This window comes from Aquamicrobium ahrensii (genome assembly GCF_040545755.1).
Taxonomy (GTDB): domain Bacteria; phylum Pseudomonadota; class Alphaproteobacteria; order Rhizobiales; family Rhizobiaceae; genus Mesorhizobium; species Mesorhizobium ahrensii.
The window spans coordinates 1-12,863 of sequence record NZ_JBEPMN010000015.1 but is presented as its reverse complement, the minus strand read 5'-3'; the positions used below and the strand labels follow the sequence as shown (position 1 = coordinate 12,863).

Genomic DNA, 12,863 nt, shown 5'->3' with positions numbered 1-12,863 from the left:
ATCATTCGAACTCCTTGATCATCACCGAAACGGTGAGATCGGGCTTGACGGTGACGTCCGCACCAACAGCAACGACGATTGTCGATTCCCGCTCTTCCAGGATGAGTGGCCCCTGCAGGACCTGCCCGGGCTGCACCGAATAGCGGTCGTAGACCTTGACCTCGGCGTAATCCTTCTTCAGCGGCAGATAGATCCTTCGCATCCGCGACGGCGCTCCCTCAGCCTTCACGCGGCTGTCGCCCCATTCGAAGTGATGGCCTTCCGTCGGCGCGCGCCCGACGAGCCGCCATGTGATGACCTGCGGGGCGGCGTTGGGCACCAGCCTTCCGTAGAGCTTCTCATACTGGGCTTCGAAAGCCTCGAGCAGCGCCTTGTCGGCCCCCTTGCCGATCTTCTCATAGGGAATTGACACGGCCAGTTCCGCGCCTTGTCCATAGTAGCGCATTTCGGCCCCGATCGCCCATTCGACATCACTGGCTCCGGCAGTTGCGAGTTCCACTTCGCCCTGTGCGCGCAGCACAGCCAGATTTTCCGCCACCTCGCTCCAGTCGACATCCGCCAGCAGTTGCGGATTCGACCACGCCTTGTCGATGCGCGCAGGCGCCGCCAGCATTCCGAGGCACGAACCCGCGCCTGCGGCAATCGGGATGAGCACCTGCGGTATGCGCAGCTTGCGCGCCACCTCGACTGCATGGACAGGTCCCGCGCCGCCGGTCGCGACCATCGAGAAGTCACGCGGGTCATGGCCGTTCTCTGCGATGTGGATACGCGCGGCACTTGCCATGTTCTCATTGACCATGTTGCAGATGCCAAACGCTGCATCGATCGGCTCGACACCGAGGCTGGCTGCCAGCTGTGTGACGGCGTCCTGCGCAGCCTTGAGGTTGAGTTTCATCTCGCCTCCCAGGAAATTGTCGGGATTGAGATAGCCGAGGAGCAGGTCCGCATCGGTGACGGTGGCGCTCGTGCCACCCCGGTCGTAGCAAGCCGGCCCCGGCACGGAGCCGGAGGACTCGGGCCCGATGTTGAGCAAACCCAGCCTGTTGCGATGGGCGATGGAGCCGCCGCCCGCACCGATCTCGATCAGTTCGATGCTCGGGATCAGGATCGGGAGGCCGGAGCCTCGCTTGAAGCGTTCGACGCGGGCGCATTCGAAGCTATGGGCAATAGGCGCTTCGCCATCAACGGCGACGCAGGCCTTGGCCGTCGTGCCGCCCATGTCGAATGCGAGCACCTGATTAAGCCCGTGCTGGCGTGCCGTGTTCAACGCCGACAGAACGCCCGCCGCGGGGCCGGATTCAAGTAACAGGATGGGCGACTCTGCGCCGGAGGTCGCGGACGAGAAGCCTCCGCTAGAAACCATCACCCGCAAGGGAATGCCCCCCCGGATCTGTTCGATACGGGACTCAAGTTGCTGCAAATAGGCGGCTACGATCGGCTTGACATAGGCGTTGGCGGCAACCGTCGAAGTGCGCTCGAACTCCTTGATTTCCCGCACCAGGTCGGAAGACAGCGACACTGCGAGGTTCGGCAGAGCCTTCTTGAGCCTAGCCTCGATTCCTTTCTCGTGGTCCGTGTTGACGTAGGAATGAAGCAATGACACGGCGACGGATTCCACATCGAGCTTGCGGATTCCCTCAACCATGGCGTCGAGCTTCTCGTCGTCCAGTTCCACCATGATGTCGCCGCGCGCGTTAAGGCGTTCGTCGATCTCCACGCGCTTGTCAGCGTCGATCAGCGGTTTCGGCAACTCGATATCGAGATCGTAGATGTCGTAGCGCCACTCGCGGCCGATATCGAGCACATCGCGCATGCCCTTTGTGCTTACCAGCGCGGTCCTGGCTCCCTTACGTTCAATCAGGGTGTTGGTGACGAGCGTCGTGCCATGCACGACTTCTGCCAGGACCGGCGTCTCCTGCGGAACCGACTCTTCCACCTGGCGCAGCAGGTCGCGAATGACGGTTGAAACGGCCTCGCCGGGATCGGCTGGCGTGGTTGGCGACTTCGCCACCCAAATGTCGCCGGAGGGGTACAGCGTCGCAACGCCATCCGTGAATGTGCCGCCGATATCGACCGCGACACGCAAACTATTGTCGGTATTAGACTTTCTTTCCATGACGTCCATGATCTGAAAGAGAAAAACTGCGCTTGCGCGGGTGGCTAGTAGGCGACCGTGATCAGCCGCTCCTCGGTCATTTCACGCACGGCGTAGGCTGGCCCCTCGCGGCCGAAGCCGCTGTCCTTGACACCGCCAAATGGCATCACGTCGACCCTGGCGCTGGACGCCTCATTGATGTGCACGCCGCCGAACCGGAGCAGCGGCGCGACGCGAAGAGCGGTGTGCAGGTTGGAGGTGAAAAGACCTGCTGCAAGTCCGAACGAACTTGAATTCGCCTCCTCGACCGCCTCCTCGATCGTATCGAATGGAATGAGGGCGATGACGGGAGCAAAGATTTCCTCGCAAACGACCCGCATGTCCGGTAGCACCTTGTCGAGAAGGGTCGGCTCAAAGACCGCGCCGTGGCGCCGGCCACCGGCCAGGATACGCGCACCCGCGGCAACAGCTTCCCTAACCCAGCTTTCCGCCCGCTCCGCGTGCTGTAGCGTGATCATGGGACCGACCATGGTGTCCGCTGAAGCCGGATCGCCGGCCTTGAGGACCCCGATCGCCGCAACCATCCTCGGTATGAAAATGTCCAGAATCTTCCGGTCGACCAGCAGGCGTTGCACCGACGTGCAGACCTGCCCGGCCTTGCGAAAACCGGCATTGATGATCTTCGGGATCGCCTTGTCGATGTCGGCGTCATGGCAAACGATCGTGGAGGCGATGCTACCCAGTTCGAGCTGGACGCCACGCAGTCCCGCAGCCTGCTGAATCTCGCGCCCCACCTGCGTGCTGCCGGTGAAGGCGTAGAACGCGATACGCTGGTCGGCAAGCAACTGGGGGCCCACCTCCCGCCCGCGCCCATGAACCAGAGCCAGCAGTTTCGGCGGCAGGCCGGCGTCGATCAGCGCTTTGCACAGCTCCACCGCCGAAAGTGGCGTGTGGTTGGAAGGCTTTATGACGATCGAATTTCCTCCGGCCAAAGCCGGGCCAACCTTGTGCGCCAGCGTGTTCAACGGTGAGTTGAACGGCGTGATCGCACAGATGACGCCGCGCGGCACGTGAACGGTGAAGCCCAGACGATCCCTGACGCCCGCTGCAGCAAGCATCGGCACCAGTTCGCCGTTGAGCCGCTTGGCTTCTTCGGCGGACAGTTCCAGCGTCTGGACGCAGCGCCGGACTTCGTTCTCGCCGTCGGCAGGGGTGAAACCGGCCTCATCTCGCATCACTGCGACGAGGTGATCCATGCGCTCATCGACCAGGCGCGCCGTCCTCAACAGGATCCGGTAGCGGTCATAAGGTGTCAGGTCCGATTCGCGCTGGCCGGCAACAGCGCCCGCGACAGCAGCGTCGACCTGAGCCTTCGAGGCAACTGCCATTTCACCGTAGACCGCCCCGCTGTACTTGTCTGTCAGCCGCTCGACAATCTCGCCGTCGACCCATGTTCCATCTATCAGAAGCTTGGACATCGTTTCGCTCCGTCAGATCCCGACGCCAAGGCCTTGCATGAAGTTCAGGCGTATTTTGACGGGATCCCGCTCGGTAGTGCCCGCGGCCTTCTCGCCATCAATCCGGACGCCGATGAACCAGGGCCCATCGCCATCGAGCGCCTTGTCCACCAGCGCATCGAAATGCTCTTCGTCCCGCGCCCATTCACCCTGTGCGATGCCGGCCCCCTTCGCCATAGCGACAAGGTCGACACTGCTGGACGTCAGCGTCTTCTGAGAACCCGTGATCTGATAGAGCCCGTTGTCCCAGATGATGATGGCGAGGTTCTTCGGCGCGGTCGAGGCAACTGTTCCAAGCGAACCAAGCTGCATCAGGATCGACCCGTCGCCGTCGAGCGCAAAGATCTTGCGGTTCGGCTGGGCCAGCGAAACGCCGAGCGCAATGGAGGTCGCTAGTCCCATCGTCCCGAGCATGTAGAAATTCTGGGGCCGCTGGCCGCTGGCCCAAAGGTCGAAATTCGTGTTGCCGATGCCGGCCACCACCGCCTCTTCGGCATTCAGCCTGGCTACGAGGCGGCGCGTGAGAGCGCTCCGGTTCATCACCTTCACCCCATTACGACCCGATTTGTCTTCAGTCTTCGACATGGTGTCCTCTCCGCTCAGTGGGGACGCTTGGTCAGCAGGGGCGACAGGATGACGGCAGCCGGAGCCTGGGTGCTGAATGCTTGCTTGATCATCTTGTCGATGACGAATTCCACATGTGCGGTTTCCTGAATCGCGAAATGCTCGATGCCGAGGCTTTGCAAAACGGGGCGCATCGTGCGGCAGACCATCGCCTGCCCCTGCTGGAATTCACCCAGCGTGCCGCGCTCGGAAATCATCATCACGACCGGAATCTGAAACGGACAGGCGAGTGAGGCCAACGCATTGGCGATGGTGGCGAAGCCGCTGGTCTGCATCAAGGCTATGCCGCGCTGGCCGCCCATATAGGCACCAGCGATAATGCCGATAACCTCTTCCTCACGAGACGGGACCACGATGGTAAAATATGGATCGGCGTGGAGAAGCCTGATCAGTGGCGAAAGGACATTGTCCGGGACATAGGCGACCAGGCTGACGTCATTCGCCTTCAATACGCGGACAACAATTTCTGACCATGCCTCTTTATATTCAACATTACTCATGATTTCGATCCAATCACCGAATTTCAATGTATATATCCGGGCACCGAAAGCAGATTGCCTTTAGAAATCAGTTGACCGTCGCGATATGAACAGGAGTCTAAGGTCATCGATTTCGGACTACAAACAATTAATTTTTGTCTATTCACAATCAGAAGCAATAAGTGGACATCTTCTGGGCGTGTATGCGCCACGCCAAAGACAAAGCGGCCCATCCGGCATGGCGACGCCGCCGGACGGGCCTTCCTGAAACGCTACAACGCATGCAGGACAGGGCGAACGGCCCCTTCTGCAAGCAAACTGAAACCTGCGGGCAGTGGCTTGCCGGCAGGGTGGCCTCACGTCAGTTGCGTGACGATATCGACCAGCGCGGGTTTTCCTGTCGTGGCCACCACTTCGGCGGCGCGCGCGATGGCCGCGCGAACATCTTCGGGCTTGTCGATCGGCCCTTCCGCCCACCAGCCCTGCGCCCGGGCGATACTGGCGAAATCGGGCGCCGGTCCGCTGATCTCCATGCCTATATAGGCATTCTCGACCGGCCGCCCGCGCTCGATGGCGATGTGCTCCTGATGTGCCCAGTCGTTGTAGTAGGCCCGGTTGTTCACCATGATGACGAGCATCGGGATCTTGTAGTAGGCCGCCACCCACAGCGTGCCCAAATCGAACATGAGATCGCCGTCGGGTTGCAGATCGACGACCAGCCGCCCGGTGCCCTTGTGGGCGAGCGCGACACCGAGCGATATTCCGATCTGGGTCGCGGTGCCCAGGCTGTCGCCGGGATGACGGTAGTGCTTGTCGAAGTCCCAGAGCTTGCGCGCCCAGCCCCGGGAGGTGCCGGCGGTAAGCACCCAGTCATAGTTGCGTATGACTTCCCAGACCTCCGACGCAAGCCGCGACGTCGACAAGGGCTGGTCATCGGCGACTTCGGCGGCCTGCTTCTGCCAGCTGTTCCATTGCTGCTCATGCCTGGCAGCAAGCGCTTCGCGCCGCGTCTGGCGGCGCTGCTCGCTCACCGCATCGGATTCCTGCATCAGCGTCCGGCAGATTTCAACGAGCTGCGGCAACGCCGAAACGGTGTCGGCCGCAATATCCAGCTCCATCGGCATCATGCGGCCGTAGTCGTGCGACCAGCCACGGATGCCCGCAAGGCTGTAGCCCAGCGACATGCAGCGCGCGTCCTTCGACAGATGCGAGGTTACCACGCGCGTCGCCGAATCGACCGAGCTGATGGAAATCTCCGTTTCCTTGCAATCGAGGAACAGCACCAGATCCGCCTCGGACGCCACATTCGTGCCGGTCACGTTGAGTGGGTGGCGGTTCGGCATGTTCAGCCGCGCACCGGTATCGATCACGCCGGCGCCGACGATCTGCGCCAGTTCGGGGATCAGCGTGAAAGCGTCTGGATCGCGACCGGCATAGCCGGCGACGATCAGCGGCCGCTCGGCTTCCATCAGCGCTTCCGCCAGCCTCGCCAGAGCAGCCGGGTCCGCCCCCGGCGGTGTCGGCAACGCGAAGCTCGCCGGATCCGGAACAGCGATATCCTCGGTCAGTTCCTGCTCCTGAAGGTCCGCGTCGAGCGAAACATAGACAGGCCCGGCCGGCCCAACCCGGGCTATGTTCCAGGCGCGGATAAGCGATTCCGGCGTGGCGGCGACCGAACGCGGTTCGTCGTCCCACTTCACATAGTCGCGCACGGCGTTGCCCTGCACATTGGCGCTGTGGAACCAGTCGATGGCAGGACGCCGGCGCGACGTATCGGCCGGTCCTGACCCGCCGAGCAAAAGCATCGGCACCCGATCGTGAAAAGCGTAATAGATGCCCATGGTCGCCTGAAGCAGGCCCACGAGATCGTGAAGGGCCACCGCCATCGGCCTGCCGGTCACCTTGGCGTAGCCGTGAGCCACGCCGACCGCAACCTTCTCGTGCTGACAGCAGATCAGCTGCGGACCGCCACCCTGCCAGTTGACCAGGGAGTCGTGCAGCCCGCGATAGGAGGCTCCCGGATTCAGGCTGATATAGGGGATATCGAAAGACCTGATGACATCCACCATCAGGTCCGAACCATATTTCTTCCCGCTCATCGGATAAGCTCTTCGGAAATGCCGGCCGCGCGCATGACGGGCTTGACCTGCTCACGCAGGAGCCCCGCGAGGGGCAGGGTCAGGCGCGCCTGATCGCCCATCTCAAGCACGATTTGCATGTCCTTGTGCGCCCAGGGAATGCGGTGCATGTCCTTCCAGTGCTCAAGCGGCCAGTTGGTGCCGCTGGAACGCAACAGCGCGGGGATCAGCCGCTCCTTGCTCACGCCATGGCTTTCGGCGATCGACAGCGCTTCGTGGTCGGCGATGAGGGCGGCCCACAGCAGCATGTTGTTCATCGCCTTGCCGACCATGCCCGCGCCGATATCGCCGAGGTGGAACACCTCCCGGCCGCAAGGCTCCATCACCGGCCGCACCTTCTCGACCGTCTTCTCATCGCCGCCGACAAGCCACACCAGATAGGCTTCCTCAGCGCCGCGCTCCCCCTGACAGACGGGAGCATCAACAAAATCCACCCCCTTCTCGGCGCAGCGCGCCGCCAATTCCTTGGCCTGCGCCGGAGTGATGGTGCTGGCGACCACGATGATGCTGCCCGGGGCCGCGCCGTCCAGCAGGCCGTCCGGACCTGATACGGCCGCCTCGACCTCATTGAAGAAGCCTGGCATGACGAAAATGATGTCGGATACCGCAGCAAGCTCCCGGGGCGTAGCGGCGGACTTGCCCCCAATCTTCTGGACGGCCTCAATGGCCGCCGCCGCCGGATCGTAGACGGTGAGATCAAAGCCTGCACCTATAATGTGACGACACATCGGACGCCCCATTCTTCCCACGCCGACGAAACCTACCCTTGGCCTGGCAGTCATGTTCTATCTCCTTGCATGCTAATCACGTTGCCGCGCCGCAAAAGCCGGCGCTTCTCGAACGATCGGTTGTCGGCAGGCCGCTATTGCGAAACCCGCCACAGCGGGCGATCAGCCGCCCGGCAGCGGAAACACGCCTTCCGGCAGCGGCAGGTGCAGCACCAGTACGAACAGCGCATAGATCACCCCAGCTGTCCCCAATACGTAGAGCAGGCACATCAGCCAGGAAAACCTGGCGACGAAGCGCAGGTAGAGGATGGTGAAAACCGGAAGGATGACCAGCAGGCCGAATGTATAGAGACCGACGAAGAAGAGCGTCATCCAGGCGATAGCGCTTGCCCAGAGCTTCCCGCCGGAGGTGGTGAAGACGCTGTGCAACTCGTCTTCGTCTCCCTGGTCGTCATCATCGGTACCGGCGATTGCGATCTGCTTTTCATCGTCTTCAACCTGGTCGGGCGCAGGGGCGGCTTCGGAAACCAGCACCGTTTTCGGCGGCGCCATAAAATCCGACCAGATCATCGAGCCCACCTTGATGACCGACAGCACGGCGCCGGCGGCGCTGACCAACTGGGGGAAAAAGGCGGCATTGCCCGGCCAGCTCCGCGCCAGAACATAAGCTCCGACCATCACCCCCAGCAGGATGAGGGTGATCATCCAGTCGCCCGCTTCATGCCGGCTGCGCACCGATATCCGAACCTCGCTCATACCCGCACCTCCAGAGGCTGGCGACGCTTCTTCACGAAGCTCCACGCGGACTTGAAGAAAATCGCCACCACAGCCACGGCGAACAGAAGAACCAGTGGCCGCTGCACCCACGACCAGCCGTAGAGCGAGGTCGACAGGAACAGATAGCGTTCGCAAAGATCACCCAGGACCAGGCCGAGCAGCATCGGTACGCGCGGCCAGTTCCACCTGAGGCACGCCACGCCGATAATGGCCGCGCCCAGCATGACCCAGACGTCGAGCAGGCGGTTGTTTTCAGCATAGGCGCCCAGCACCACCAGCACCAGCAGGAACGGCACCAGGGCCGGCCCTTCCGTGAAGGTCAGGCGCGACAATGGCCTGAGCAGCGGCAAGGCGGCCAGCACCACGATCACATTGGCGATGATGGCGATCCAGACCATGGAGAACGTCACGTCCAGATGGGTCGTCAGCATCTCCGGGCCGGGATTGATGCCGGTGATCAGGAAGGCGTTGAGCAGGATCGCCGTGCTGACGCTTCCGGGCAGGCCGAAAGCGATCATGGGCACCAGCGACGCTGCGTCCTTCGCATTGTTGTTGCCGGCTGCAGCAAGAAGCCCTTCGATGCTGCCCTTGCCGAATTCCTCCGGTGTTTTCGAAGATTGCTTGGCGTATCCATAAGCGATGAACTGGGCAACGGAGCCGCCTACGCCCGGAATAACGCCGATACCGGAACCGATGATGCCGGCCTTGGCCACGCAGCCCCAGTGGCGGAACGTGTCCATGACGCCCTGACCGACACCCGAGATTTTGCTGGCGGAGCTTTTGCCTGAAATGCTTTCCTTGCTCAGCATAAGCTGGAGGAGTTCGGGACCGCCGAAAAGGCCGATCACAATCGGCACGATGCCCAGCCCGTCCCAAAGATCGAGCTGGCCGAACGCATAGCGCGGGACGCCAGCTTGCGGATCGATGCCGACCAGCGCAATCAAAACACCGAAAGTGGCCATGATCAGGCCCTTGATCACCTGTCCGTCCGAGAGCGACGCGATGAAGGTCAGTCCAACCACCGTGAGCATGAAGAATTCAGGCGGACCGAACGCCAGGACGATAGGGCGTATGATGGGAATGGAGGCGGCAAGCACTGCGGCACCGATGACCGCACCCACGAGAGAACTCATCAGTACCGCGCCCAGCGCGCGGCCAGCTTGCCCTTTCCTTGCCATTGGGTTGCCATCGAGTACGACCGCAGCCGACGTAGCCTCGCCGGGTATGCCAAACAGGACCGACGTTATATCCCCGGTCGTCGAGGTCACCACCTTCATTCCCAGAAGGAAGGCGAACGCCTGGATCGGTTCCATACCGAAAGTGAACGGCAGCATGAGCGCCATGGTGACGGAACCGCCAAGCCCCGGCAGGATGCCCACGATGAAGCCGATCACGATTCCTATCAGCATCAGGCCGAGGGCCATGGGGCTGAGAACTTGCAAAAGGCCGGAAAGTGCGGCTTCGAGCATTGAATCTTCCTGTCCTGATCAGGGATTTGCCTTGAAGGCGCGGCTTGCGGACGGTCTTTCGCCCACAAGCCGGCAAGGTCGAACCGGTATCCGATACGCCGTTATTGACCGTAGGTCTGTTTCAGCAGGTCGACATAGACCTGCGGCGCGCCTTCCGTGACGCTGCTGATCATCTCGTCTATTTCGGCGCCGGTCAGCGGCTGGACCGGCCGGTTGAGCTTCCTGGATTCCTCCATGAGCCCCTCGCCCGCCATCGTCCTGTCGAAGGCGTCGCGCAGGCATGTCAGGCGCGCCTCATCCACTCCCGGAGGGGCAGCCAGCGCCCGCCCGGCGGCGATCACGTTGGAATGCGCCTCGACCAGCGGGAGGAATTGCGGATCGATCACTTCCGACAGCGGCTTGACGTCAGGCATGACGTCGGTTCCTTCCGTGTCGAAAACCCACAAAGGTTTGCCCGACTCGGCCTTGACGGCGACCACCGCGCCGCTGAGCGATGACGTGAAAAGATCGAGTTCGCCCCGCGCCAGCGACGTGTAGACCTCGGGCGCCCCGCTGAACCCGGTGATGATGTCGGAATTCAGATCGAAGATGATCTTGAGAAGTTCCGCCTCGACATAGTCGATGTCGCCCACGCCCGAGGATCCGATACGCACCTTGCGCTCGGCCGAAATCCTGGCGAGCGCGTCCACACCCTCGACCCCGCCCTCCGGCGATGTGGCGATAATATCGGGCTCGCCCGTTACGCGGCCGATCCACGAAAACTCGCCGCTCTTGAACCCGACGCCCTCGGCGCCGCCGACCTCGGCGGTGATCATGCCGCTGGTCGACATAAGCTGGATACGCAGGCCGTCCGGCTTGGACTTCCAGGTCTGGTTGGTTGCAAGCAGACCGCCAGCGCCGGGCTGATTGCGCACGATCATGTGAGAAACGCCGAGTTCGTCGCTCATGAATTTCGCCACCATGCGGCCATAGATATCGAAACCGCCGCCTGGCTCGAAAGGCACGACCAACTCAACGGTCTTGCCCTTGAAGAAGTCGCAGGCATTGTCTTGCGCCATCGCTTCGCCTGCCGCGGCGGTGATAACTGCCGCCAAGGGCATGGCAAGCAAGCGCCAAGTCCCCGCCTTTTTGAGGATGTCTGGTTTTTTCATTTCCATCTCCCATTGTTTTTTGGATTGCGACGCGGACGATTGAGCCGCACTCGCACCCATTTACGCCGGGGTCGAAATGATGCCCGGGCGCTTTCGAGGAACTTTATCTGCAAAGATCCATATCGCGTCCCTCACGCGACACCGATTTTGAAGCCGAAACAGCCTTTCTCACGGTTTATCGTTACTGAATCTTTCGCCGCACATCGCTGTGTGCTTGCCAACATCATCGCTCGTCATACCAGCAAGGCAAATGAATAATTCTTCTGGATTATTCATTATTACCAATATTTGCCCGGCCAAACAGATCTACACGCGCCACCTTTCTAAGGCCGGCATCCGGCGGTGAAGATGGTCAGGATTACGGCGGCGTCATACACCGGAGCAGCCTTGCAGCCACCCTCACGCATCAGCCGCCGCTGCGAGCATGGATCCGACCGTCAATTGCCGAAGGACGATTTCAAAAGCTCCATATATTCTGGCAACGGGTTTTTGGTGACGCCCGCAACCAGCGCAGCAATCTCATCGCCGCTCAGGGGCTCCACCGGACGGTTCAACTGCCTGGATTCCGCCTGCAGGCCCTCGCTCGACATGGTCCGGTCAAACGCATCGCGCAGGCACTGCAGCCGGTCCTGCGCCATTCCCGGAGGAGCAGCGAGCGCCCTCCCGCCGGCGATGACGTCAGAATGCGCTTTGACCAGCGGCAGATATTGCGTATCCACCACCTCCGATAATGGTTTGATGTCCGGCAATTCGGCAACGCCCTTGTCGCTGAAAACGAACAGGTAGTCTGCGGTGGCGGCCTTTTTCGCAACCTGAACGCCGCTAAGCGAAGCCGTAAAGAGGTCGAGTTCGTTGCGCGCCAGCGAGGTATAGACTTCCGGCGCACCGCTGAAACCGGTGATGATGTCGGCATCGAGGTCGAAGATCTCGGCAATCAACCGTGCCTCGATGTAGTTGCCCGCCCCGACACCGGTGGAACCTATACGTATCTTGCGTTCCGTGGAAAGCTTCTTCAGGCCATCAGCATCCTCGAGCGTGCTCTCCGGCGCCTTGACGATTACATCCGGCTCTCCCGTGATGCGGCCGATCCACGAGAACTCGTTGCTCTTGAATCCGACGCCCGCGGCGCCACCCAGTTCGGCCGTGATCATGCCCCCGGTGAAGGCGAGTTGGATGCGCAGGCCATCCGGCTCAGCCTTCCAGGTCTGGTTGGTGCCGAGAAGCCCCCCGGCGCCCGGTTCGTTTCGCACGATCATGTGGGCCGCACCGAGCTCGCCTGCCATGAATTTCGCGACCATTCGAGCGTAAATGTCGAACCCGCCGCCCGCCTCGAACGGCACCGACAATTCGACGGTCTTGCCCTTGAAAAAGTCACAGGCATTGTCCTGAGCCGCCACCTCTGTAGCTGCGATCGTCGCAAGCACCACCGCGCCCAGTCGCCACATGCGACGCGGAGCCGGCCATTTCCTGAAGACCTTCGACTTATCCATTCCCTGCTCTCCCATTGATCAGACCGATTGCCTTGAGACCGGTTCTACTGAATTGCAGCCGATTGCTTCCTTCCTGAAATGCCCCTCAGACATTTATCCTTGAAAGGAACCGCAATCCTCCGCCTGGAGTTGGAACAGCCCTTTGAGGGCGTGCCCGGTGACGGCTCCAACTTGCACATCTACGTGTACCCGATGGCATCATCGGCCGAAGGTCACAGCAAGAAAAATGAATAATTATTCTAGCTTATTCGTTTAGGACGATAATTGATCTGATTGCGGGAGCCCTCCGACAGGGGTTTGACGCTCTTCGTGTCCCGGTCAAAGCGCCTTTTGGAGTTCTGGCAGGATGGTGAAGAGGTCGCCGACGATGCCGTAGTCGGCGACCTGGAAGATGG

General features: G+C 61.4%; 10 protein-coding genes. All 10 read right to left on the bottom strand.

What is annotated here, in order from left to right:
* Position 1: 1 nt before the first annotated feature.
* The gene (locus tag ABID44_RS15570; RefSeq protein ID WP_354152632.1) at positions 2-2,116 is read right to left on the bottom strand and encodes a hydantoinase/oxoprolinase family protein; all 2,115 of its coding nucleotides are present in this window, start codon (positions 2,114-2,116) and stop codon (positions 2-4) included.
* 44 nt (positions 2,117-2,160) lie between these two features.
* Complete coding sequence (locus ABID44_RS15565; protein WP_354152631.1) at positions 2,161-3,573, bottom strand: aldehyde dehydrogenase family protein; 1,413 nt, start codon at positions 3,571-3,573, stop codon at positions 2,161-2,163.
* Between the two features lie 12 nt (positions 3,574-3,585).
* A complete protein-coding gene (locus ABID44_RS15560) occupies positions 3,586-4,197 on the bottom strand; it encodes a thiamine pyrophosphate-dependent enzyme (RefSeq protein WP_354152630.1) in 612 nt (203 codons plus the stop codon).
* A 14-nt stretch (positions 4,198-4,211) separates the two neighbouring features.
* The gene (locus tag ABID44_RS15555) at positions 4,212-4,736 is read right to left on the bottom strand and encodes a thiamine pyrophosphate-binding protein (protein WP_354152700.1); all 525 of its coding nucleotides are present in this window, start codon (positions 4,734-4,736) and stop codon (positions 4,212-4,214) included.
* Between the two features lie 335 nt (positions 4,737-5,071).
* On the bottom strand, positions 5,072-6,814 hold the full coding sequence (locus ABID44_RS15550; protein WP_354152629.1) for a thiamine pyrophosphate-binding protein: 1,743 nt from the start codon (positions 6,812-6,814) through the stop codon (positions 5,072-5,074).
* Entirely contained in the window at positions 6,811-7,635 is an 825-nt protein-coding gene (locus ABID44_RS15545; RefSeq protein WP_354152628.1) for an NAD(P)-dependent oxidoreductase, read from the bottom strand. Before ABID44_RS15545 ends, ABID44_RS15550 begins: the two co-directional genes overlap by 4 nt.
* Before the next feature lie 108 nt (positions 7,636-7,743).
* Positions 7,744-8,337: a tripartite tricarboxylate transporter TctB family protein gene (locus tag ABID44_RS15540; RefSeq protein ID WP_354152627.1), complete on the bottom strand. Its 594-nt coding sequence runs from the start codon at positions 8,335-8,337 to the stop codon at positions 7,744-7,746.
* On the bottom strand, positions 8,334-9,827 hold the full coding sequence (locus ABID44_RS15535; protein ID WP_354152626.1) for a tripartite tricarboxylate transporter permease: 1,494 nt from the start codon (positions 9,825-9,827) through the stop codon (positions 8,334-8,336). The genes ABID44_RS15540 and ABID44_RS15535 overlap by 4 nt, the downstream gene beginning before the upstream one ends.
* 101 nt (positions 9,828-9,928) lie before the next feature.
* Entirely contained in the window at positions 9,929-10,978 is a 1,050-nt protein-coding gene (locus tag ABID44_RS15530; RefSeq protein ID WP_354152625.1) for a Bug family tripartite tricarboxylate transporter substrate binding protein, read from the bottom strand.
* Between the two features lie 437 nt (positions 10,979-11,415).
* Complete coding sequence (locus tag ABID44_RS15525; RefSeq protein WP_354152624.1) at positions 11,416-12,423, bottom strand: Bug family tripartite tricarboxylate transporter substrate binding protein; 1,008 nt, start codon at positions 12,421-12,423, stop codon at positions 11,416-11,418.
* Positions 12,424-12,863: the final 440 nt, after the last annotated feature.

What these genes read in the sequence shown, in the direction of transcription:
- ABID44_RS15550 (WP_354152629.1), bottom strand. Translation starts at nt 6,814, where the DNA reads ATGAGCGGGAAGAAATATGGTTCGGACCTGATGGTGGATGTCATCAGG.
- ABID44_RS15555 (WP_354152700.1), bottom strand. Translation starts at nt 4,736, where the DNA reads ATGAGTAATGTTGAATATAAAGAGGCATGGTCAGAAATTGTTGTCCGC.
- ABID44_RS15570 (WP_354152632.1), bottom strand. Translation starts at nt 2,116, where the DNA reads ATGGAAAGAAAGTCTAATACCGACAATAGTTTGCGTGTCGCGGTCGAT.
- ABID44_RS15525 (WP_354152624.1), bottom strand. Translation starts at nt 12,423, where the DNA reads ATGTGGCGACTGGGCGCGGTGGTGCTTGCGACGATCGCAGCTACAGAG.
- ABID44_RS15560 (WP_354152630.1), bottom strand. Translation starts at nt 4,197, where the DNA reads ATGTCGAAGACTGAAGACAAATCGGGTCGTAATGGGGTGAAGGTGATG.
- ABID44_RS15540 (WP_354152627.1), bottom strand. Translation starts at nt 8,337, where the DNA reads ATGAGCGAGGTTCGGATATCGGTGCGCAGCCGGCATGAAGCGGGCGAC.
- ABID44_RS15565 (WP_354152631.1), bottom strand. Translation starts at nt 3,573, where the DNA reads ATGTCCAAGCTTCTGATAGATGGAACATGGGTCGACGGCGAGATTGTC.
- ABID44_RS15545 (WP_354152628.1), bottom strand. Translation starts at nt 7,635, where the DNA reads ATGACTGCCAGGCCAAGGGTAGGTTTCGTCGGCGTGGGAAGAATGGGG.
- ABID44_RS15530 (WP_354152625.1), bottom strand. Translation starts at nt 10,978, where the DNA reads ATGAAAAAACCAGACATCCTCAAAAAGGCGGGGACTTGGCGCTTGCTT.
- ABID44_RS15535 (WP_354152626.1), bottom strand. Translation starts at nt 9,827, where the DNA reads ATGCTCGAAGCCGCACTTTCCGGCCTTTTGCAAGTTCTCAGCCCCATG.